The 19900-nt window shown below is 61.6% G+C and carries 27 protein-coding genes; 22 read left to right on the forward strand and 5 right to left on the reverse strand.

Annotated features, from left to right (window positions below):
• Position 1: 1 nt before the first annotated feature.
• Positions 2-2173, reverse strand: a complete 2172-nt coding sequence (locus V6F88_RS10615; protein WP_332609406.1) for a metallophosphoesterase — start codon at positions 2171-2173, stop codon at positions 2-4.
• 185 nt (positions 2174-2358) lie between these two features.
• Positions 2359-3786: an NAD-dependent succinate-semialdehyde dehydrogenase gene (locus tag V6F88_RS10620; RefSeq protein ID WP_332609407.1), complete on the reverse strand. Its 1428-nt coding sequence runs from the start codon at positions 3784-3786 to the stop codon at positions 2359-2361.
• 157 nt (positions 3787-3943) lie between these two features.
• Here V6F88_RS10620 and V6F88_RS10625 point away from each other — a divergent pair, with 157 nt between their 5' ends.
• The 19 genes from V6F88_RS10625 (at position 3944) to rplQ (ending at position 14124) form a co-directional block, all read left to right on the forward strand.
• Positions 3944-4732: an aspartyl/asparaginyl beta-hydroxylase domain-containing protein gene (locus V6F88_RS10625; RefSeq protein ID WP_442880306.1), complete on the forward strand. Its 789-nt coding sequence runs from the start codon at positions 3944-3946 to the stop codon at positions 4730-4732.
• A gap of 354 nt (positions 4733-5086) precedes the next feature.
• On the forward strand, positions 5087-5455 hold the full coding sequence (gene rplN, locus V6F88_RS10630) for a 50S ribosomal protein L14 (RefSeq protein WP_046807446.1): 369 nt from the start codon (positions 5087-5089) through the stop codon (positions 5453-5455).
• A gap of 11 nt (positions 5456-5466) precedes the next feature.
• Positions 5467-5787: a 50S ribosomal protein L24 gene (gene rplX / locus V6F88_RS10635; protein WP_006227036.1), complete on the forward strand. Its 321-nt coding sequence runs from the start codon at positions 5467-5469 to the stop codon at positions 5785-5787.
• Positions 5788-5799: 12 nt separating this feature from the next.
• Complete coding sequence (gene rplE, locus V6F88_RS10640; protein WP_006216529.1) at positions 5800-6339, forward strand: 50S ribosomal protein L5; 540 nt, start codon at positions 5800-5802, stop codon at positions 6337-6339.
• A 12-nt stretch (positions 6340-6351) separates the two neighbouring features.
• Positions 6352-6657, forward strand: coding sequence for a 30S ribosomal protein S14 (rpsN, locus tag V6F88_RS10645; protein ID WP_006216527.1), 306 nt, complete (start codon positions 6352-6354; stop codon positions 6655-6657).
• A gap of 10 nt (positions 6658-6667) precedes the next feature.
• Positions 6668-7063 (forward strand): 30S ribosomal protein S8, encoded by a 396-nt coding sequence (rpsH, locus tag V6F88_RS10650; RefSeq protein WP_006216525.1) that lies wholly within the window; start codon positions 6668-6670, stop codon positions 7061-7063.
• Positions 7064-7075: 12 nt separating this feature from the next.
• On the forward strand, positions 7076-7609 hold the full coding sequence (gene rplF, locus V6F88_RS10655; RefSeq protein ID WP_105555708.1) for a 50S ribosomal protein L6: 534 nt from the start codon (positions 7076-7078) through the stop codon (positions 7607-7609).
• A gap of 21 nt (positions 7610-7630) precedes the next feature.
• Positions 7631-7996 (forward strand): 50S ribosomal protein L18, encoded by a 366-nt coding sequence (rplR, locus tag V6F88_RS10660; protein WP_006227039.1) that lies wholly within the window; start codon positions 7631-7633, stop codon positions 7994-7996.
• Positions 7997-8011: 15 nt separating this feature from the next.
• Positions 8012-8533: a 30S ribosomal protein S5 gene (rpsE, locus tag V6F88_RS10665; protein ID WP_006216521.1), complete on the forward strand. Its 522-nt coding sequence runs from the start codon at positions 8012-8014 to the stop codon at positions 8531-8533.
• A 3-nt stretch (positions 8534-8536) separates the two neighbouring features.
• Positions 8537-8722 carry a 50S ribosomal protein L30 gene (gene rpmD, locus V6F88_RS10670; protein WP_006216520.1) on the forward strand — a complete coding sequence of 62 codons (186 nt, stop codon included), beginning with the start codon at positions 8537-8539 and terminating at the stop codon, positions 8720-8722.
• 9 nt (positions 8723-8731) lie between these two features.
• The gene (gene rplO, locus V6F88_RS10675; protein ID WP_013397002.1) at positions 8732-9172 is read left to right on the forward strand and encodes a 50S ribosomal protein L15; all 441 of its coding nucleotides are present in this window, start codon (positions 8732-8734) and stop codon (positions 9170-9172) included.
• Positions 9173-9186: 14 nt separating this feature from the next.
• Positions 9187-10512, forward strand: a complete 1326-nt coding sequence (gene secY, locus V6F88_RS10680) for a preprotein translocase subunit SecY (RefSeq protein ID WP_039882533.1) — start codon at positions 9187-9189, stop codon at positions 10510-10512.
• Between the two features lie 8 nt (positions 10513-10520).
• A complete protein-coding gene (gene infA, locus V6F88_RS10685; protein WP_003806927.1) occupies positions 10521-10739 on the forward strand; it encodes a translation initiation factor IF-1 in 219 nt (72 codons plus the stop codon).
• Between the two features lie 34 nt (positions 10740-10773).
• Complete coding sequence (rpmJ, locus tag V6F88_RS10690) at positions 10774-10887, forward strand: 50S ribosomal protein L36 (protein WP_003806928.1); 114 nt, start codon at positions 10774-10776, stop codon at positions 10885-10887.
• A 43-nt stretch (positions 10888-10930) separates the two neighbouring features.
• Positions 10931-11296 (forward strand): 30S ribosomal protein S13, encoded by a 366-nt coding sequence (gene rpsM / locus V6F88_RS10695; RefSeq protein ID WP_006216517.1) that lies wholly within the window; start codon positions 10931-10933, stop codon positions 11294-11296.
• 15 nt (positions 11297-11311) lie between these two features.
• A complete protein-coding gene (rpsK, locus tag V6F88_RS10700; protein WP_006216516.1) occupies positions 11312-11713 on the forward strand; it encodes a 30S ribosomal protein S11 in 402 nt (133 codons plus the stop codon).
• 11 nt (positions 11714-11724) lie between these two features.
• Entirely contained in the window at positions 11725-12348 is a 624-nt protein-coding gene (rpsD, locus tag V6F88_RS10705) for a 30S ribosomal protein S4 (protein ID WP_006216515.1), read from the forward strand.
• Between the two features lie 213 nt (positions 12349-12561).
• Entirely contained in the window at positions 12562-13548 is a 987-nt protein-coding gene (locus V6F88_RS10710; protein WP_006216514.1) for a DNA-directed RNA polymerase subunit alpha, read from the forward strand.
• A gap of 183 nt (positions 13549-13731) precedes the next feature.
• Complete coding sequence (gene rplQ / locus V6F88_RS10715; RefSeq protein WP_006216513.1) at positions 13732-14124, forward strand: 50S ribosomal protein L17; 393 nt, start codon at positions 13732-13734, stop codon at positions 14122-14124.
• Positions 14125-14204: 80 nt separating this feature from the next.
• Here rplQ and V6F88_RS10720 read toward each other — a convergent pair whose 3' ends face one another.
• Positions 14205-14642 (reverse strand): HIT family protein, encoded by a 438-nt coding sequence (locus V6F88_RS10720; RefSeq protein WP_332609419.1) that lies wholly within the window; start codon positions 14640-14642, stop codon positions 14205-14207.
• Positions 14643-14834: 192 nt separating this feature from the next.
• Between V6F88_RS10720 and cutA the strand changes: the two genes are divergently transcribed.
• The 3 genes from cutA (at position 14835) to V6F88_RS10735 (ending at position 18112) form a co-directional block, all read left to right on the forward strand.
• Entirely contained in the window at positions 14835-15182 is a 348-nt protein-coding gene (gene cutA / locus V6F88_RS10725) for a divalent-cation tolerance protein CutA (RefSeq protein ID WP_046807443.1), read from the forward strand.
• 98 nt (positions 15183-15280) lie between these two features.
• Entirely contained in the window at positions 15281-17107 is a 1827-nt protein-coding gene (gene dsbD, locus V6F88_RS10730) for a protein-disulfide reductase DsbD (protein WP_332610242.1), read from the forward strand.
• 129 nt (positions 17108-17236) lie between these two features.
• The gene (locus V6F88_RS10735; protein ID WP_332610243.1) at positions 17237-18112 is read left to right on the forward strand and encodes a DMT family transporter; all 876 of its coding nucleotides are present in this window, start codon (positions 17237-17239) and stop codon (positions 18110-18112) included.
• Here the strand turns inward: V6F88_RS10735 and hemB are convergent.
• Together hemB and yihA are read right to left on the reverse strand one after the other, a co-directional pair.
• Entirely contained in the window at positions 18109-19125 is a 1017-nt protein-coding gene (gene hemB, locus V6F88_RS10740; protein WP_332609422.1) for a porphobilinogen synthase, read from the reverse strand. The two genes, V6F88_RS10735 and hemB, sit on opposite strands and share 4 nt — an antisense overlap.
• Complete coding sequence (gene yihA, locus V6F88_RS10745; protein WP_006216506.1) at positions 19122-19745, reverse strand: ribosome biogenesis GTP-binding protein YihA/YsxC; 624 nt, start codon at positions 19743-19745, stop codon at positions 19122-19124. The genes hemB and yihA overlap by 4 nt, the downstream gene beginning before the upstream one ends.
• Positions 19746-19900: the final 155 nt, after the last annotated feature.

Here is a 19900-nt window from a genome sequence, read left to right on the forward strand (position 1 = left end):
CTTAGAACGGTGACGGCCGATTCGACAGATCCACGATGCTGTTGCTGGTCAGGTCCAGCCGAATGTGCTCGGACGGCGCACCCGCCGCCAGCTTCAGCATGATCGCCATCAGCGGCTTGAAGCGCGCCTTGAACAGGTCGGCAAGCGTATTGGCGTTGCTGGCACTGTTGCCGCTCATCTGAACCGACGCGTTCGTGTTGGCCAGCGCCTGGGCCAGCAGCTTGTACTGGCTGGCGCGTTGGGCCGGCATGTCCGCAAAGGCCAGGTCGCCCGCGTTGGCGATGCGCACGAAGTCGCCCGCCATGTCCAGCGCCTTCCACTGCGCGAAGTCCGACAGCTGCATGCCGTTGGCTTGCGCCAGGGCCTGTGCACGCGCTTGGGCGTCGGCCAGGTTGCCGGCATACGCCGCATTGCTGGCGCCGGTACCGCCGCCGTCCGACAGGCAGGCAAAGAAGGCCGGCGTCAGATTGCTCTGATTGCCGGTGTTCGCCAGTTCCTTCAGCGTCACGCTGGTTTGCAGTTGCGACAGCGTCAGCAGGTCGGCGCCGGTCAGCGGGCTCTTGACCAGTTCGCGCATCTCGCAACGCCAGTCGTCGTTAAGCAGGCGCAGGCGCACCAGCTCGCTCATGTAGCGATACGTGAAGTCACCGTAGTCCTTAGCGTCCAGGATCGACACGTCCCACCGGGGCGGCGTGGTGTAAGCGTTTTCGGCGCGATACAGGTCGAACAGCTCGTCAAAGCGCGGCACCTTGTCCAGGCGGATGGTCTGCACTTCGATCTTGTCCGCGCTTTGCAGCGTCATCAGCTTGTAGGCGGGCACGTAAGCCGCCATGGACGGCGCCTGGATATTGAACAGCGCCGAGTTGCCGCCGTAATTGCGTGCCGCCATGTCGTTGAAGTGCATATGGCCGCCCACGTGCACCTTCAGACCGGTTTCGGCCAGGGCGCGCGTCGTGTTCTCCGCCGGGCGGCGGATCATCTGCATCTTGTTGGCGCCCAACAGCGCCTCGATATCGTCGGAGGCGCCGTTGAAAAACTCGGACATCGGAAAGTGGCTGAACGCGATGACCTGCTTGCCCTGCGCCTTGCCGCGCGTAACGACATCGGCCAGCCATTTGATGACGTGGGCCTTGTGCGTCAGCATCTTGTTGTAGCCCTGGTCACCCGAGCCGGTGAAGTCGTTGGCGCCGATGCCCGTCGGCACGTAGACGTTGGCGTCAATGCCGACCAGCCACAGGCCCTTGACCGGTTCAACCACGTAGGACGTGTCGGGCACCATCTTGCATAGCGTGTAGTGCTGCGGCTTGTTGGGGCCGCCCGTTCCTTCCGCGCAGATCTCGTATTGGCGGTTGATCCAGTTAGCCTGATCCAACGCCGTGGTGTAGTCGTAGTCTTCGTACTTGTAGGTGCTGTACGGTGTTTCGTAATAGACGTTTTGCGGCTGCGGCATGAAGCCATGCTGCTTGAGCGCATCCGTGATGCCGGCGTAGCCCATGTGCAGGACTTCTTCCGTGCAGTACGTGTTGCCGATGCGCGCCCAGTCGCCGCTGTACGGCGTGCTGCATGCCGCGTTGCCGCCGCGGCTGTAGATCGGTTGCGAGAAGCCGATGGCGCCGGTTGTGGGGTCCAGACCCAGGTAGTCGCTCTTGCCGGCCGCCTGGTTGAAGGGCCGGTTGGGGTCGTGGTTGCCGGGGGCGGCAAAGAACTGAATGCCATGTTTCCTGGAATAGTCGTCCATGATCTTCACCAGGCCGCGCATGTGCACGGGCTGGCCGTCATCCGAGAAGTCGCCCGGCAGCGCGATGTACTTCACGCCGCGCGCAACAGCATCGTCCAGGGCGGCCAGGAAAGCGAAGTAGTTTTCGTTGAACAGCCGTGTCGACGTCAACTGCGCATACATCGTGCGGATCGTTGCGTTGTCGCCATGCTTGGGGTTGGGAATGCCCGGGAACGATCCGTCCTTGAAGTCGGCGTACACATCATGGAAGTGGATGTCGGGCATGAACGCCACTTGCACGGGGGCGGGCGGCGCGGCCGGCGTTTCCGTGACGGGCGGGGGCGCCTCCGCGACCGGGGGATTGTTGTTGTCGTCATCGTCGCCGCCACAAGCGGCAAGCAGGGCCACAAGGGTGGCGGCGCCGGCCGTGCGGGCGAAACGGGAAAGGGCGTTCATTGCGCGATCTGATCCTGAAGAGTGGGGCAGGCAGTCCCCTTGGGGCGGTCAGCTGCCTGTCAGCGAGGCGCAATGTTCCCGGACGTGCATGACAGCATCATGAAACGACGCCGCGCGAAGACCGCCGGCCGCGGGACGAAAAAAAGCCCCTTGCGGGGCTTTTTGAGTTGAAGGGTCGAAACCGATCAGATGTGCGTGATGAATTTCGTGACGAGGTAGCCGTCAAACGTTTCCAGCCCGCCTTCGCTGCCGATGCCGCTGTCCTTGATGCCGCCAAACGGCGTCTCGGCCAGCGCGCTGCCGAAGTGGTTGATGTTGACCATGCCGGCTTCCAGTCCGTTGGAGACCTTGGTGGCCGTCTTCAACGAATTGGTGAACACGTAGGACGACAGGCCGAACGGCAGGCTGTTGGCGCGGCGCAGGACTTCGTCGGTGTCCTTGAAGCGGACCACCGGCGCCACGGGGCCGAAGGGCTCTTCGGTCATCAGCATCGAGTTGTCGGGCAGTTCGGTCACAACCGTGGGGGCGAAGAAGAAGCCCTTGCGGTCCAGCGGGCCACCGCCCACCACGACTTTGCCGCCGTGCTTCTTGGCGTCGTCGATGAAGGCGCTCATGGCGGGCACGCGGCGTTCGTGGGCCAGTGGGCCCATGTCGGTGCCGGCTTCCAGGCCATCGCCGACCTTGATGTTCTTGAGCACGTCCGAGAAGCGGGCCAGGAACTGTTCGTAGGCGCCTTCCTGCACGTAGAAGCGGGTGGGCGACACGCAAACCTGACCGGCGTTGCGCACCTTGAACTTGGCCAGCATTTCAGCGGCGCGGTCGATGTCGGCGTCGTCGAACACCAACACGGGCGAATGGCCGCCCAGTTCCATCGTGACGCGCTTCATATGCGCGCCGGCCAGTGCGGCCAGCTGCTTGCCCACCGGCACGGATCCGGTGAACGACACCTTGCGCACGATCGGCGAACGGATCAGGTAGTCGGAGATCTTGGCGGGCTCGCCCCACACGATGTTCAGGCAGCCCTTGGGCAGGCCGGCATCGTGGAACATGCGCGCAATCGCCATGACGGCGCTGGGTGAATCTTCCGGACCCTTGAGGACCACCGTGCAACCGGCGCCGAGCGCGGCGGCGATCTTGCGGATGGCCTGGTTGTACGGGAAGTTCCAGGGCGTGAACGCGGCGCAGACGCCGATGGGTTCGCGCACGACGAATTGGCGCACGTCGGGGTTGCGGGGCGGGACCACGCGGCCGTAGATACGGCGGCATTCTTCGGCGTGCCAGTCGGCGTGTTCAGCGCAAGAGGTGACTTCGCCCACGGCTTCGGCCAGCGGCTTGCCTTGGTCCAGCGTCATGTTGCGGCCGATTTCCTTGGCGCGCTCGCGCGACAGCGTGGCGACCTTGCGCAGGATAGCCGAACGATCCATGGGAGAAGACTTCTTCCACGATTCGAACGCGCGCTGGGCGGCGGCTAGCGCACGGTCCAGATCGGCTTCAGTTGCGTGAGGCAGCTGGCCCAGCACTTCAAGCGTGGCCGGGTTGATGACGTCCTGGGTGCGCCTACCCTCGCCGGAGATGAATTCGCCGTCGATATACAGCGCCAACTGTTCATACATGCCTGTCTTTCCTTGCGAAATAGGAGTGGAGTGCGATCGCATGTCGCCCACGCCAGTCTAAACCAGCTTGCGCGATGCGGGGAGGTCCAATCCGCCGCGCAGGATTGGAGCCAATGGAAGGGGCCAAGTCTTGCAAGCCGGGGCGGCCTTGGACACAATGGGCCATCCTAAGCAGCCTGATTCCCTACCCATCGTGCAACCCGTTGACGCGCTTTCCGGCATCAAACCCAGTCTGTACTCGCGCGTGCTTTTTCGCTTCATCGATTGGCTGCGTCACCGGATCGCGCGGTCGTCGCTGGTGGGCGACATGCCGATCTTCCAGAATGACCAGTTCCCGTGGATACCCGCGCTTGAAGCCCGGACCGCCGCCATTCGCGCCGAGCTCACCGAACTGCTGGCCGAACGCCAGCATCTGCCGGCATTTCACGAGATATCCCCGGACGTCGGGATGATCACGTCCGACGATCAATGGAAGACGTTTGTCTTCATGGGGTACGGACTGCGCTCGGAACGCAACCTGGCGCGCTGCCCGGAAACCGCCCGCGCGCTGACGGGGATTCCGGGTATTCGCAGCGCGTTCTTCTCGATTCTGGAACCGGGCAAGCGGATTCCCCTTCATACCGGCCCCTACAACGGTGTGCTGCGCCTGCACCTGGGGCTGGTCGTGCCCAAGCCGGCCGAGCGCTGCTGGATAGAGGTCGGGGGTGAACGATATAGCTGGCGGGAAGGCCGCGCCGTGGTCTTCGATGACCTGTATCCGCATCAAGTCCACAACGACACTGACGGGTTACGGGCTGTGCTGTTCGTCGACTTCGAAAGGCCGTGCCGCGTTCCGGTAAAATGGCTGAATCGCCTGGTGCTCAGAGCGGCTCCGTTCACGGACGAAATCCGTCGCGGCAAGGCCAATCACGATGCCTGGGAGAAGGGCTACTACCGCCAGAAATAGGGGGCAGAGGGCCCGCAAACCGTTCCCCTTATTGGGGAGCGTGGTCTTTTGTGCGTCATACCAACAAAGTACTTGCGCTCAAAATTTAACCACGCTAGAATGATCAGCTTTCCCAGATTGTCGATTGAGTTAAGGAAGATTTAGCTCATCGAGTTGGGGGAATACCCGCAGGATTTCAACCCAGGGTCGTTGCGTTGCCAACCCGTTGCAGAGGTAGAGCGAAAGCTCTAGGTCTACAACACAAAAGCAGGGCGGCAGACCTGACGGGACCAAAACTGGCAGGAATTGCAGAGTTCCTCGGGGGGAAAACCCCGGGAAAACAGTATTTCCAGTTAAGTTGGAACAGGAAAAATCATGATCCAAATGCAGACCACGCTGGACGTGGCCGATAACACTGGTGCGCGTCATGTCATGTGCATTAAGGTGCTCGGTGGCTCCAAGCGCCGTTATGCCGGTATCGGCGACATCATCAAGGTGAGCGTCAAAGATGCGGCTCCGCGCGGACGCGTCAAGAAAGGCGAAATTTACAATGCCGTGGTGGTTCGTACCGCCAAGGGCGTGCGCCGTAAAGACGGTTCGCTGATTAAGTTCGGTGGCAATGCCGCCGTATTGCTCAACGCCAAGCTGGAGCCCATCGGCACCCGCATCTTCGGACCCGTTACGCGTGAACTGCGTACCGAGAAGTTCATGAAGATCGTGTCGTTGGCCCCGGAAGTGCTGTAAGGAGCCCTACGATGAATAACATTCGTAAAGGCGACGAAGTCATCGTCCTGACCGGCCGCGACAAGAAGCGTCGCGGTACCGTGCTGGCTCGTGTTGATGCCGACCACGTTCTGGTCGAAGGCGTCAACATCGTCAAGAAGCACGTGAAAGCCAACCCGATGGCTAACAACCCGGGCGGGATTGTCGAAAAGACCATGCCGATCCACATCTCGAATGTGGCGCTCTTCAACCCCGCAACCGGTCGTGGCGACCGCGTGGGCGTTCAAGAAGTCGAAGGTCGCAAGGTCCGCGTGTTCCGTTCCAATGGTGCCGTTGTCGGCGCCAAGGCGTAAGGGGCGATAGACATGTCTCGTTTGCAAGATTTCTACAAGAGCAAGGTCGCTGGCGACCTGCAGGCCAAGTTTGGCTACAAGAGCGTCATGGAAGTGCCGCGCATCACCAAGATCACCCTGAACATGGGTGTCTCGGAAGCCGTGTCCGATAAGAAGGTTATCGAACACGCGGTGTCGGACCTGACCAAGATCGCTGGCCAAAAGCCTGTCGTGACGAAGACCAAGAAGGCTATCGCCGGTTTCAAGATCCGCGAAAACTACCCGATTGGTTGCATGGTCACGTTGCGTGGTCAACGCATGTACGAATTCCTGGATCGCCTCGTTGCGGTCGCGCTGCCTCGCGTGCGCGACTTCCGTGGTATCTCGGGTCGTGCGTTCGACGGCCGTGGCAACTACAACATCGGGGTGAAAGAGCAAATCATTTTCCCCGAAATCGAGTACGACAAGATCGACGCGCTGCGTGGGCTGAACATCAGCATCACCACCTCCGCGAAGACCGACGAAGAAGCCAAGGCGCTGTTGACGGCCTTCAGCTTCCCGTTCCGTAACTAAGGGGCTGATGACGTGGCTAAACTTTCCCTCATCAATCGCGACATCAAGCGCGCCAAGCTGGCTGACAAGTTCGCTGCCAAGCGCGCTGAGTTGAAGGCGATCATCGACGACCAGTCGAAGACCGACGAAGAACGTTACCAAGCTCGGCTCAAGCTGCAACAGCTGCCGCGCAATGCCAATCCGACGCGCCAACGTAACCGTTGCGTGGTCACCGGTCGTCCGCGCGGCGTGTTCCGCAAGTTCGGCCTGACGCGTCACAAACTGCGTGAAATGGCGATGAAGGGCGAAATCCCCGGCATCACCAAGGCCAGCTGGTAGGAGATACATTATGAGCATGAGCGATCCCATCGCCGATATGCTGACCCGCATTCGCAATGCGCAGCAAGTGGACAAAGTTACGGTGAGCATGCCCTCCTCGAAGCTGAAGGCGGCAATTGCCGCTGTGCTGAAAGACGAAGGCTACATCGACAGCTTTGAAATCAAGGGCACCCAGGCCAAGCCTGAGCTCGAGATCACCCTGAAGTACTACGCTGGTCGCCCGGTTATCGAACGCATCGAACGCGTTTCGCGCCCCGGTCTGCGTATCTACAAGGGCCGTACCAGCATTCCTCAGGTCATGAACGGCCTGGGCGTGGCTATCGTTTCGACCTCGCGCGGCGTCATGACCGACCGTAAGGCTCGCGCCAACGGCGTCGGCGGCGAAGTGCTGTGCTACGTGGCCTAAGGAGAAATTCGAATGTCACGTATCGCTAAGTATCCGGTCGAACTGCCGAAGGGTGTCGAAGCTGACATCAAGCAGGATCAGATCATCGTCAAGGGCCCGCTGGGCACCCTGACTCAAGCCCTGACTGGCGACGTCACGGTTGCGATGGACGAAGGCAAGCTCACGTTTGCCGCCGCCAACGAAACTCGTCACGCCAATGCCATGTCGGGTACCGTGCGCGCTCTGGTGGCCAATATGGTTACCGGCGTGAGCAAGGGCTTCGAGCGCAAGCTGACCCTGGTTGGCGTGGGTTACCGCGCCTCGATCCAAGGCGATGCCGTTAAGCTGCAGCTCGGTTTCTCGCACGACGTTTTGCATCAGTTGCCGGCCGGTATCAAGGCCGAATGCCCCACCCAGACGGAAATCGTCATCAAGGGCGCCAACAAGCAAGTCGTCGGTCAGATGGCCGCTGAAATCCGCTCGTACCGCGAACCCGAACCCTACAAGGGCAAGGGTGTGCGTTACTCGGACGAACGCGTCGTCATCAAAGAAACCAAGAAGAAATAACGGCGCACGCAAGGACGAATCATGGACAAAAAAGTTTCCCGTTTGCGTCGTGCGGTTCCGACCCGCCGGAAGATCAACGAGCTGCGCGTTCACCGCCTCTCGGTCTTCCGCTCGAACCAGCACATCTACGCCAACATCATTTCGCCGGAAGGCGATCGCGTTCTGGTCAGCGCCTCGACGGTGGAAGCCGAAGTGCGTGCGCAACTGGCCGGCCAAACCGGTCAAGGCGGCAACACTGCCGCTGCGACCCTGGTTGGCAAGCGCGTGGCCGAAAAGGCCAAGGCTGCCGGTATCGAACTGGTCGCTTTCGATCGCTCGGGCTTTCGTTACCATGGCCGCGTGAAAGCGCTGGCCGATGCCGCGCGTGAAGCCGGCCTGAAGTTCTAAGCGAGGATCTGTCAAATGGCTAAAGTACAAGGCAAGAACGCCGCGGAAAAAGAGAACGATGACGGCCTCCGCGAAAAGATGATCGCGGTCAACCGCGTGAGCAAAGTGGTCAAGGGTGGTCGCACCATGAGCTTTGCCGCGCTGACCGTGGTTGGCGATGGCGATGGTCGCGTCGGCATGGGTAAGGGCAAGGCGCGTGAAGTGCCGGTGTCCGTCCAGAAGGCAATGGAACAGGCCCGTCGCGGCATGTTCAAGGTTGCTCTGAAGAACGGCACGCTGCACCACACCGTGGTTGGCAAGCATGGCGCCGCTACCGTGCTGATCTCGCCCGCTGCTGAAGGTACTGGCGTTATCGCCGGCGGCCCGATGCGCGCTATTTTTGAAGTGATGGGTGTGCGTAACGTGGTTGCCAAGAGCCTGGGCTCGAGCAACCCCTACAACATGGTTCGCGCCACGTTGAATGGTCTGCGCGCTTCCCTGACCCCGGCCGATGTTGCTGCCAAGCGCGGCAAGTCGGTCGAAGAAATCCTGGGGTAAATCATGGCTCAGAAGCAGATCAAAGTGACCCTCGTGCGCTCCGTGATCGGTACCAAGCAATCGCACCGTGATACGGTTCGCGGTTTGGGCTTGGGCCGCATCAACAGCAGCCGCGTGTTGGTCGATACGCCCGAGGTGCGTGGGATGATCCGTAAGGTGGATTATCTCGTTTCCGTCTCGGAAGCCTAAGGAATCACCATGTCGGATATGCAACTTAATTCGCTGAAGCCCGCTGAGGGCAGCAAGCACGCCAAGCGCCGCGTCGGCCGTGGTATCGGTTCGGGTCTGGGTAAAACCGCCGGCCGTGGCCACAAAGGTCAGAAGTCGCGCTCGGGCGGTTTCCATAAGGTTGGCTTCGAAGGCGGTCAAATGCCGCTGCAGCGTCGTCTGCCCAAGCGTGGTTTCACCCCGCTCGGTCAGCACCTGTACGCCGAAGTCCGTCTGTCGGACCTGCAAGCCTTGCCCATCGACGAAGTCGACGTGCAAGTGCTCAAGGCGGCTGGCGTGATTGGTCAGGCGGTTCGTTACGCCAAGGTCATCAAGTCGGGTGAACTCTCGCGCAAGGTAGTGCTCAAGGGCATTACCGCGACGGCCGGCGCTCGCGCCGCCATCGAAGGCGCGGGCGGCTCGCTTGCTTGATCACGAGGTGACGAGTGGCTAACGCGCAGGCATTGGGCAAAACCGGAGCACGGTACGGTGATTTGAAGCGCCGTTTGGTGTTCCTGGTGCTCGCCCTGGTGGTTTACCGTTTGGGTACACACATCCCCGTACCGGGTATTAATCCGGATGCGCTGGCGGACTTGTTCCGCCAGAACCAGGGCGGGATCCTGGGCCTGTTCAACATGTTCTCGGGTGGGGCGCTCTCGCGTTTCTCGATTTTTGCCCTGGGGATCATGCCGTACATTTCGGCATCCATCATCATGCAGTTGATGTCGGTGGTGGTGCCGTCGCTGGAAGCGCTCAAGAAAGAGGGCGAATCCGGTCGTCGGAAGATTACCCAATACACCCGCTACGGCACAGTCGTGCTGGCGCTGGTGCAAGCAGTGGGCATTTCGGTGGCGTTGGAGTCCCAACAGGGACTGGTGATCGATCCGGGTATGCTGTTTCGCTTCACGACCGTTGTGACTTTGGTCACTGGCACCATGTTCGTCATGTGGCTGGGTGAACAGATCACGGAACGCGGTCTGGGCAACGGGATTTCCATCCTGATCTTCGCAGGTATCGTTGCGGGTTTGCCCGCGGCGCTGGCTGCACTGTTGGACCTGGTCCGCACCAACGCGATGTCCGTGCTTTCGGCACTGTTCATTGTGGCTCTGGTGGTGCTGGTTACCGCTTTTGTGGTGTTCGTGGAACGCGGACAGCGCAAGATCACGGTGAACTACGCCAAGCGTCAGGTCGGCAACAAGGTCTACGGTGGTCAAAGCTCGCATTTGCCGCTGAAGCTGAACATGGCAGGGGTGATTCCGCCGATTTTCGCATCGTCGATCATTCTGTTCCCGGCCACGATCACGAGCTGGTTCTCCAGCAGTGAGAACATGCGCTGGCTTAGTGACCTGGCTGCGGCCCTGTCGCCTCGTCAACCGCTCTACATCACGCTGTACTCCGTCGCGATTATTTTCTTCTGCTTTTTCTACACGGCTCTGGTGTTCAACAGCCGCGAAACGGCGGACAACCTGAAGAAGAGTGGTGCGTTTGTTCCGGGCATTCGTCCGGGTGAACAAACAGCGCGCTACATCGACAAGATCCTGATGCGTTTGACGCTCGCAGGTGCCATCTACATTACGTTGGTGTGCCTGTTGCCGGAATTCTTGGTGATGCGCTGGAACGTTCCCTTCTACTTCGGTGGTACGTCTCTGTTGATTATTGTGGTGGTGACGATGGATTTCATGGCACAGGTTCAGGCCTACATGATGTCTCACCAGTACGACTCGTTGCTCAAGAAGGCCAACTTCAAGGGCGCGGGTTTGCCGATGCGGTAAGCAAAAGAATGTCCAAGGACGACGTCATTCAGATGCAAGGCGAGGTTCTTGAGAACCTCCCGAACGCGACATTTCGCGTCAAGCTCGAAAACGGCCACGTGGTGTTGGGCCATATTTCCGGCAAGATGCGTATGCATTACATCCGGATCCTGCCGGGTGACAAGGTCACAGTGGAGCTCACGCCCTATGATCTGACGCGAGCCAGGATAGTTTTCCGCTCCAAATGAGCGGAACCGGATTACGGAAAATTAGGAGTCAACCATGAAAGTAATGGCATCGGTTAAGCGGATCTGCCGCAACTGCAAAGTTATCAAACGTCACGGCGTGGTGCGTGTTATCTGCACCGACCCGCGTCACAAGCAGCGTCAAGGCTAACTCGGGTTAGCGACTACGCAACAGATTTATTCAAGGAATAGTCATGGCCCGTATTGCTGGCATTAACATCCCGCCGCAACAGCACGCCGAGATCGGACTGACCGCCATTTTTGGCATTGGTCGTACGCGCGCTCGCAAAATCTGCGAAGCGGCAAACGTACCCTTTGACAAAAAGGTCAAGGATCTGAACGACGCTGAATTGGAACGCGTCCGCGAACATGTTGGTTTGTTCACGGTTGAAGGCGACCTGCGTCGTGAAGTACAGCTCTCGATCAAGCGTTTGATCGACCTGGGAACCTACCGCGGTATGCGTCACAAGCGCGGTTTGCCCGTGCGCGGCCAGCGCACTCGCACCAACGCCCGGACCCGTAAGGGCCCGCGTCGTGCTGCTGCGTCCCTGAAGAAATAATCGAGGAACTGGATTATGGCGAAAGCTTCCACCAGCGGCGCTTCGCGCGTGCGCAAAAAGGTTAAGAAGAACGTCTCGGACGGCATCGCGCACGTTCACGCTTCGTTCAACAACACCATCATCACCATCACCGACCGTCAGGGCAACGCTTTGTCGTGGGCCACTTCGGGTGGTGCTGGTTTCAAGGGTTCGCGTAAGTCGACCCCGTTTGCCGCGCAAGTCGCCGCTGAAACGGCTGGCCGCGTCGCGCTGGAATACGGCATCAAGACGCTGGAAGTGCGCATCAAGGGCCCCGGTCCTGGCCGCGAATCGTCGGTCCGCGCGTTGAACGCGCTGGGCATCAAGATCTCGTCCATCGCCGACATCACGCCCGTTCCGCACAACGGCTGCCGTCCGCCGAAGCGTCGTCGTATCTAAAGGGAATCCACATGGCACGTTATATTGGACCCAAATGCAAGCTCTCGCGCCGCGAGGGTACTGACCTGTTCCTGAAGAGCGCCCGTCGCTCGCTGGATTCCAAGTGCAAGCTGGATTCCAAGCCTGGCCAACACGGCCGCACTTCGGGTGCCCGCACTTCCGACTACGGCCTGCAGCTGCGCGAAAAGCAAAAGCTGAAGCGCATGTACGGCGTGCTGGAAAAGCAATTCCGCAAGTACTTCGCTGAAGCAGAGCGTCGCCGTGGCAACACCGGCGAAACCCTGATCCAGTTGCTGGAATCGCGCCTGGACAACGTCGTCTACCGCATGGGCTTCGGCTCGACGCGCGCCGAAGCTCGCCAGCTGGTCAGCCACCGCGCCATCGAACTGAACGGCCATACGGCTGACATCGCTTCGATGCTGGTCAAGGCTGGTGACGTCGTCTCGATCCGTGAAAAGGCCAAGAAGCAAGGCCGTATCAAGGAATCGCTCGACCTGGCCACCAGCATCGGCATCCCCCAATGGGTGGAAGTCGACGCGACCAAGCTGACCGGTACGTTCAAGTCGGTCCCCGATCGCGCTGACGTCGCTCGCGACATCAACGAATCGATGGTCGTCGAACTGTACTCGCGTTAATCAGGTCAGCCGACGCCTCCTTCGCAGGTGTGTCGGCTACTGGTCTCGCGACCCGTTTGCACGTCTCGCAGCAGCCCGCCTTCCGCCTTCTGGTGGGGCGGGCTTTGCGGTAAGTATCGGCCAGCGCTTTCGCGCTGATCGAGTTTCATGTTTCACCTGTCCATCAGCCTTATCGGTGTAACGAGCCGAGGGTATTGAAAAGGAACACAGTAAATGTCCACTCAAGGTTTTCTGAAGCCGCGCTCCATTGAAGTCGAACCGGTCGGCACGCACCATGCCAAGATCGTGATGGAGCCGTTCGAGCGTGGCTACGGTCATACTCTGGGCAACGCCCTGCGTCGCATCCTGCTGTCTTCGATGACCGGCTACGCGCCGACCGAAGTGCAAATGACGGGCGTGGTACACGAATATTCGACCATCCCGGGCGTTCGCGAAGATGTCGTCGACATCCTGCTGAACCTGAAGGGCGTGGTTTTCAAGCTGCACAATCGCGACGAAGTGACCCTGGTTCTGCGCAAGACCGGCGCGGGCACCGTGCTGGCCAGCGACATTGAACTGCCGCACGACGTCGAGATCATCAACCCCGGCCATGCCATCTGCAACCTGACGGACGCCGGCAAGCTGGAAATGCAGATCAAGGTTGAAAAGGGCCGCGGCTACGTGCCGGGCAACGTGCGCGCGCTGTCGGAAGACCGCACCCACACCATCGGCCGTATCGTTCTGGACGCTTCGTTCAGCCCGGTTCGCCGCGTCAGCTACGCGGTGGAAAGCGCCCGTGTGGAACAGCGCACCGACCTGGACAAGCTGGTTCTGGACATCGAAACCAACGGCGTGATTTCGCCCGAGGAAGCGGTGCGCCAGTCGGCTCGCATCCTGATGGATCAGATCTCGGTCTTCGCCGCGCTGGAAGGCGCTGGTGATTCGTACGAAGCTCCGGTTCGCGGCACGCCGCAGATCGACCCGGTCCTGTTGCGTCCGGTCGACGACCTGGAACTGACCGTGCGTTCGGCCAACTGCCTGAAGGCCGAAAACATCTACTACATCGGCGACCTGATCCAGCGTACCGAAAACGAGCTGCTCAAGACCCCGAACCTGGGTCGCAAGTCGCTCAACGAAATCAAGGAAGTTCTGGCTGCACGTGGCTTGACCTTGGGCATGAAGCTCGAGAACTGGCCGCCCCTGGGTCTGGAGCGTCCCTAAGTTTTAACGGGTGGCGCCCTGGCAACAGGGCGCCACCTGCAACGCCCGGCAACCCCGTCGGGCGGTTTGCGAATTCGTCGTAAAATGCACCGTTTTCTACCGGACCGCGGCCTGATTGCAGGTCGATAGAAGAGCCGGCAACCCGATGGCGAACGCCATCTTTAGATTCAAAGGAAACTTATCATGCGTCACGGTAATGGCTTGCGTAAGCTCAACCGCACCAGCAGTCACCGTCTTGCCATGTTCCGCAACATGGCCGTTTCGTTGATCACTCACGAAGCCATCAAGACCACGCTGCCGAAGGCGAAAGAATTGCGCCGCGTCATCGAACCCCTGATCACGCTGGGCAAAGAGCCCACGCTGGCGAACAAGCGTCTGGCATTTGCCCGTCTGCGCGATCGCGATGCGGTGGTGAAGCTGTTTGCCGAAATCGGCCCGCGCTACGCGGCCCGTAACGGTGGCTACACCCGCGTGCTGAAGATGGGCTTCCGTCAAGGCGACAACGCTCCCATGGCTTTCATGGAACTGGTTGACCGTCCGGAAGTTGATGAAGCCGCTGCGGACAGCGCCGAATAAATTCGGTTGCTAGATAAGCGACAAGGGCGGGTCTTCGGACCCGCCCTTGTTTTATTTGCGCGCCCACCACGCGATTGGCGTTACGACGCGTGCAGTTCCCCTCGCAGCTGTTCGGCCGTCGCTGCCAGCGCCTCTTGAGGCGGTTGCGGCGGCATCTTGAAGGTCAGGTCCTGCTGTTCGATATACGCGGTGGATGTGACGTCCTGCGTGTGATGCATGGGAATTACGTGCGCGTGCGAATGCGCCACGTGTATGCCCGTGAACGCGAAACCCACACGCTGCACGCCGTACAGGCGCTTCATGTGGCGTCCCAGTTTCTGTCCCAGGTTCACGATGTGCCCCGCCAGATCGGCCGGCATGTCCTCGAAGTACGGGTAATGCTGCTTCGGAATGATCAGCGTGTGCCCCGGACGTACCGGCTGAATATCCAGGAAGGCCATCAAGCGGTCGTCTTCATGGATGATGTGTGCGGGGATCTCGTGCCGGGCGATCCGGCAGAACAGGCAATTGTCTGGCATGCGGGCCTCGTAAAAGCGGGTGGCATGGTGGCGGCCATCGATACGGCTATGTGGACGTGGGCAGGCAGGTTCGGGCTGGGTGGGCGGGTTCGAACGGGTCCGAACGGGTCCGGGCGTTGAGGTCCGACCTTCGCCGCAATATCGATAAAATACCCCGAGTTACATCCCACACGGTTATCTCAAGGAGCCTCCATGTTGCGCGATGACGACGTCGTGCTGGTCATCAGCAATGCGCCCGACCTCTTGCTGGCCAAGCGCATCGCGCACGTGCTGGTGGAAGACGGATTGGCCGCCTGCGTGAACCTTGGCGCGCCGGGCCTGTCCATCTATCTGTGGAACGGAGAGGTCGAGGGGACGGAAGAAGTCCCCATCCATATCAAAACCACGTACGCCCGTCATCAAGCCGTTGTTCAGGCCCTGGCGCAGATGCATCCCTATGATGTGCCCGAAATTATCGTGCTGCCGGTCATTGGCGGCGCAGCGCCCTATCTCGATTGGGTGCGAGAACAAACGGCCGTCACCAAAAACAAGAGAGACTGATGTTTCAACCTGCCGGTATCGTCGACGCGCCCGGGCGCCCGATTCACGCCCCTCGCGCGGCGCGCACCCTGATCGGACGCTGTCTGGCATTGCTGGCAATGATGCTGTTGCTGCTGGGTTGGCAAGCGGCGCACGCCGAAGCCGACTTTCTTGAACCCGAAAAAGCGTTTGTGTTCAGCGCGCGGATGGCGGCACCGGACACGCTGGAACTGCACTACAAGGTTGCGCCCGGCTACTACATGTACCGCGAGCGTTTCGGCATCACGATCAGCCCGGCCGGTGCCACGACGCTGGGCGAGGCCGTCTATCCGAAGGGCGAGGTCAAGTACGATCCGACTTTCGAAAAGGACATGGAAGTCTTCCACAAGGACGTCCTGATTCGCGTGCCGGTGGGCTCGGGCACTGATCCTTTCACCCTGACGTTGACCGGACAAGGGTGCGCCGACGCCGGGCTGTGCTATCCGCCGATGGACAGCAGCGTCAAGCTGACGCCGGTGGCGGGCGGCTACGCCTTGGCGGGTGGCCTGCTCGGCACAGCCGGGCAATCGTCGCAAGCCGGGCAGTCCACTTCAACGTCCACCGCTACCGGCCTTGGCGCCCTGGTCAATGCGGGCGATACCGGCCTGGCCGATGCGCTGGGCGGCTTGGGTTGGGCCAAGACGGCAGGCGTGTTTCTGATACTGGGTTTGTTGCTGGCCTTCACGCCCTGCGTGTTGCCGATGATTCCCATCCTGTCGTCCATCGTGCTGGGTGGCGTGGCGCAACCTAGGCCCACGCGCGGCCGGGGCCTGGCGCTGGCGGCGACCTATGTGCTGGGCATGTCGGTGGTCTACACCGCCCTGGGCGTGGCCGCCGGCCTGAGCGGCGCCGGCCTGGCCGCCTGGTTGCAAACCCCCTGGATCCTGACGCTCTTCGCCATCCTGCTGACCGTGCTGGCGCTGGCCATGTTCGATGTGTTTACGTTCCAGATGCCGTCCGGCGTCCAGGCCAAGCTGTCCGAGCGCTCGTCACGCGTGCCGGGCGGCCGCTACACCGGGGCGCTGCTGATGGGCGCCTTGTCCGCCTTGATCGTCGGGCCGTGCGTGGCCGCGCCGCTGGCGGGCGCGCTGCTGTATATCTCGCAGACGGGCGACGTCGTCCTGGGCGGCTCGGCCTTGTTTGCCATGGCCTGGGGCATGGGCGTGCCCTTGCTGATCGTGGGCGCGTCCTCGGGCGCCTTGCTGCCCAAGGCCGGCCCCTGGATGGATGGCGTCAAGCGCCTGTTCGGCATGCTGCTGCTGGCGACCGCGTGGTGGATGCTGATCCCGGTGGTGCCGACCTGGGTGCAGATGACGGGCTGGGCCTTCCTGGCCGCCGTGTCCGCCGTGATGCTGCGCGCGTTTGACGCCTTGCCCGCGGGCGCCGGTGCGGGTCGCATGTTCGCCAAGGGGCTGGGGCTGCTGTTGGCGCTAGCCGCTGCCGCCTGGCTGGTGGGCGCGGCCAGCGGCGGCCGCGATGTCTTGCAGCCGCTGTCGCATCTGGCCGCACGTGGCGACGCGCCGGCGGCCACGGCCGTCGCCAAGGGCGAAATGCAATTCACGCGCGTGCGCAACAACGCAGAGCTGGACGCGCTGCTGGCGCAAAGCCGCCAACCTGTCATGCTGGACTTCTATGCGGACTGGTGCGTGTCGTGCCGCGAAATGGAGCGCTTCACGTTCAGCGATCCCGGTGTCGCGCAGCGCATGTCGGGCATGTTGCTGGTGCAGGCCGACGTCACGGCAAACAACGCCGACGACCGCGCGCTGCTCAAGCGTTTCCGGTTGTTCGGCCCGCCGGGAATCATGTTTTTCGAGCCGGGCGGCAAGGAACTTCCGGATGCGCGCGTAGTGGGTTTCCAGGACGCCAAGCGCTTCACGGAATCGCTGGACAAGGTGCTGGTGCGCTGACGGCGGGCGATATACCATGGCGGCTGCGCTGCGTGGGCGGCGCATCCCACTCCCTCCAGGCCGGCGCCCGTGACGTCCCCGACAGTTGATGCAAGCCACGACCGTAACGGTCTGATCTATGTTCAATTGATGTTCGTCATGGCCACATGGGGCCTGAACATCGTCTCCATCAAGTACCTCACGCAACACATGGACATCCAGGCGCTTGCCGCCGTGCGGATCGTGGTTGCGTTCATCACCGTCACCCTCATCATCAAGGCCCGCCGTGGCCGCGTGCCCAAGCTGGGCCGCGTGGAACTGGGCTGGGTGGCGCTGGCGGGCTTTCTGGTGGTGTACGCGCACCAGGTGGCGCTGGTCTCCGGGCTGCGGTTTTCCTCGGCCGCCAACGGCACGCTGATCATGGCCACCAGCCCCTTGTTGTCGGCACTGCTGGCCGCACTGTTCTATCGTGAAAAACTGACCCTGGTACGCATCTGCGGCGCTCTGCTCGGGCTGCTGGGTGTGGGCATGGTGGTGGCCGCCAGCGGCGCGCAATTCGGGCTTAACGGCTGGGGCGACGCGGTGGTGTTCGTGGCCGTGCTGGTGTTCGTGTTCGGCGGACTGGTGATCCAGCGCATGTCGCGCACGATGGACCCGCTGGGCATGCTTTGGTACATGTACCTGGCAGGCGGGCTGATGCTGGTCGCGCACGCGTTGGTAACGCCGTCTTCGTACCAGACCGACACCTGGCAGATGACGTGGTGGCCGTGGCTGGTCCTGCTGTTTTCAGCGGTGATCGCCTCGGGCGTCAGCAACATCATCTGGAACGCCGGCATTGCCCGGCTGGGCATCAGCCGCGCCGCCTTGTTCGTAAACTGGTTGCCGATATTCGGGTTGTTGTTCGCCTCGCTGTTCCTGGACGAACACGTCACCTTGACCCATGTGTTGGGGCTGGCCTGCGTGCTCGGAGGAACGTGGCTGGGACTGCGCCGGACCACGCCGGCGCCTGACCCCAAAAGTGCTTAGCGCTGGGCCTTGAGCAGCGTCGCGGCTTCGATGGCGAAGTACGTCAGGATGCCGTCGGCGCCGGCGCGCTTGAACGCCAGCAGCGCTTCCATCATGACCTTGTCGTGGTCCAGCCAGCCATTGGCGGCGGCGGCCTTGATCATCGCGTATTCACCGCTGACCTGGTAGGCGAACGTGGGAACGCGGAAGGTGTCCTTCACGCGGCGCAGCACGTCCAGGTACGGCATGCCCGGCTTGACCATGACCATGTCCGCGCCTTCTTGCAGGTCGGCGGCCACTTCGCGCAGTGCTTCGTCCAGGTTGCCCGGGTCCATCTGGTAAGCCATTTTGTTGGACTTGCCCAGGTTGGTGGCCGAGCCCACGGCGTCGCGGAACGGGCCGTAGAACGCGCTGGCGTACTTGGCCGAATAGGCCATGATCTGCGTGTGGATGTGGCCATTGGCTTCCAGCGCCTTGCGGACCGCGCCGATGCGCCCATCCATCATGTCGCTGGGGGCCACCATGTCCACGCCGGCCGCGGCCTGCGTGAGCGCCTGCTTGACCAGGATCTCGACCGTGATTTCGTTGATGACGTAGCCGTTTTCGTCGATGACGCCGTCCTGGCCATGGCTGGTGTACGGGTCCAGCGCCACATCACACAGGATGCCCAGCTCGGGGAAACGTTTTTTCAGCTCGCCCACCACGCGCGGAATCAGGCCGCGCGGGTTGGTCGCTTCGATGCCGTCGGGCGTCTTCAGCGACGGGTCGATGACCGGGAACAGCGCCATCACGGGGATGCCCAGTTCAACGCATTTCTCGGCCACGGGCAGCAGCGTATCCAGCGAATAGCGGACCACGCCGGGCAGGGACGGCACGGCTTGCTCGATGCCCGTGCCGTCGGCCACGAACACCGGGTAGATCAGGTCATTGACCGTCAGTGCGTTCTCGCGCACCAGGCGGCGGGTGAAGTCGTCGCGGCGCAGGCGGCGGGGGCGGGAAACCGGAAATTCAGGGGTAATGATCTGCGGGTTCATGATTCGACCTTGGGGGAAATCCAATTTTCGATGTGGGCGCCGGCCTCTTCCAGCCCGATGCGCTCGGGCGCCGAAAACGGGATGGTGTGCAGGGCGCCGATGTCGGCCAGGTCCTTGCGGACCGAGAACACGGTGCGCATGCGCTGGCCATAGGGCAGCTTGTCGGCCTTGGTCAGCAGCGCCAGCACGGGGCGGCCGGTGGGGGCGATGAAGTTGGCCAGGCGGCGGTCAAGCTCGGTGACGCCGCGGCGAATGTCGATCAGCAGCACGATGCCCGCAAGCGACTCGCGGTCGCGCAGGTAGCCGCCGAGGATGTCCGCCCATTTTTCTTTTTCATTGCGCGCGACAGACGCATAGCCGTAGCCGGGCAAGTCAACGAGAAAACCGATGTGGCCTTCCGGATCCAGCGGGTCGGGCAAGCCGAACATGTTGATCAAGCGCGTGCGGCCCGGCGTCTTGCTGGAAAACGCAAGACGGCGCTGGTTGCACAGCACGTTGATGGCCGTGGATTTGCCGGCGTTCGAGCGGCCGACAAAGCAGACCTCGGGAGCGCCGGCGGCCGGCAACTGGTCGAGGCGAGCTGCGGAGGTAAGGAAGGAGGCGCGATGTAGGAGGGACACGGATGGGCTTTGGATACGGTTGGTTTCGAGCCCTATTGTATAATCCGGCGTTTGCAACAGTGGTCCCCGTGCGCGGAGCCGTCTTTTTTGCTTACTGTTTAGGTGCCTGCGGCAACTTGGCAGGCAGAACGGGCAGAGAGGTTCGATACGGTTTT

It is taken from the genome of Achromobacter sp. ESBL13 (genome assembly GCF_036668755.1).
GTDB lineage: Bacteria > Pseudomonadota > Gammaproteobacteria > Burkholderiales > Burkholderiaceae_B > Achromobacter.

What these genes read in the sequence shown, in the direction of transcription:
- rpmJ (WP_003806928.1), top strand. Translation starts at nt 10,774, where the DNA reads ATGAAAGTAATGGCATCGGTTAAGCGGATCTGCCGCAACTGCAAAGTT.
- dsbD (WP_332610242.1), top strand. Translation starts at nt 15,281, where the DNA reads ATGATGCTGTTGCTGCTGGGTTGGCAAGCGGCGCACGCCGAAGCCGAC.
- V6F88_RS10720 (WP_332609419.1), bottom strand. Translation starts at nt 14,642, where the DNA reads ATGCCAGACAATTGCCTGTTCTGCCGGATCGCCCGGCACGAGATCCCC.
- V6F88_RS10625 (WP_442880306.1), top strand. Translation starts at nt 3,944, where the DNA reads ATGGGCCATCCTAAGCAGCCTGATTCCCTACCCATCGTGCAACCCGTT.
- rplR (WP_006227039.1), top strand. Translation starts at nt 7,631, where the DNA reads ATGGACAAAAAAGTTTCCCGTTTGCGTCGTGCGGTTCCGACCCGCCGG.
- rplN (WP_046807446.1), top strand. Translation starts at nt 5,087, where the DNA reads ATGATCCAAATGCAGACCACGCTGGACGTGGCCGATAACACTGGTGCG.
- rpsE (WP_006216521.1), top strand. Translation starts at nt 8,012, where the DNA reads ATGGCTAAAGTACAAGGCAAGAACGCCGCGGAAAAAGAGAACGATGAC.
- rpsH (WP_006216525.1), top strand. Translation starts at nt 6,668, where the DNA reads ATGAGCATGAGCGATCCCATCGCCGATATGCTGACCCGCATTCGCAAT.
- rpsM (WP_006216517.1), top strand. Translation starts at nt 10,931, where the DNA reads ATGGCCCGTATTGCTGGCATTAACATCCCGCCGCAACAGCACGCCGAG.
- rpmD (WP_006216520.1), top strand. Translation starts at nt 8,537, where the DNA reads ATGGCTCAGAAGCAGATCAAAGTGACCCTCGTGCGCTCCGTGATCGGT.
- rplO (WP_013397002.1), top strand. Translation starts at nt 8,732, where the DNA reads ATGTCGGATATGCAACTTAATTCGCTGAAGCCCGCTGAGGGCAGCAAG.
- V6F88_RS10710 (WP_006216514.1), top strand. Translation starts at nt 12,562, where the DNA reads ATGTCCACTCAAGGTTTTCTGAAGCCGCGCTCCATTGAAGTCGAACCG.
- cutA (WP_046807443.1), top strand. Translation starts at nt 14,835, where the DNA reads ATGTTGCGCGATGACGACGTCGTGCTGGTCATCAGCAATGCGCCCGAC.
- V6F88_RS10620 (WP_332609407.1), bottom strand. Translation starts at nt 3,786, where the DNA reads ATGTATGAACAGTTGGCGCTGTATATCGACGGCGAATTCATCTCCGGC.
- rplX (WP_006227036.1), top strand. Translation starts at nt 5,467, where the DNA reads ATGAATAACATTCGTAAAGGCGACGAAGTCATCGTCCTGACCGGCCGC.
- infA (WP_003806927.1), top strand. Translation starts at nt 10,521, where the DNA reads ATGTCCAAGGACGACGTCATTCAGATGCAAGGCGAGGTTCTTGAGAAC.
- rpsD (WP_006216515.1), top strand. Translation starts at nt 11,725, where the DNA reads ATGGCACGTTATATTGGACCCAAATGCAAGCTCTCGCGCCGCGAGGGT.
- rplF (WP_105555708.1), top strand. Translation starts at nt 7,076, where the DNA reads ATGTCACGTATCGCTAAGTATCCGGTCGAACTGCCGAAGGGTGTCGAA.
- rplQ (WP_006216513.1), top strand. Translation starts at nt 13,732, where the DNA reads ATGCGTCACGGTAATGGCTTGCGTAAGCTCAACCGCACCAGCAGTCAC.
- hemB (WP_332609422.1), bottom strand. Translation starts at nt 19,125, where the DNA reads ATGAACCCGCAGATCATTACCCCTGAATTTCCGGTTTCCCGCCCCCGC.
- V6F88_RS10735 (WP_332610243.1), top strand. Translation starts at nt 17,237, where the DNA reads ATGTTCGTCATGGCCACATGGGGCCTGAACATCGTCTCCATCAAGTAC.
- rplE (WP_006216529.1), top strand. Translation starts at nt 5,800, where the DNA reads ATGTCTCGTTTGCAAGATTTCTACAAGAGCAAGGTCGCTGGCGACCTG.
- V6F88_RS10615 (WP_332609406.1), bottom strand. Translation starts at nt 2,173, where the DNA reads ATGAACGCCCTTTCCCGTTTCGCCCGCACGGCCGGCGCCGCCACCCTT.
- rpsK (WP_006216516.1), top strand. Translation starts at nt 11,312, where the DNA reads ATGGCGAAAGCTTCCACCAGCGGCGCTTCGCGCGTGCGCAAAAAGGTT.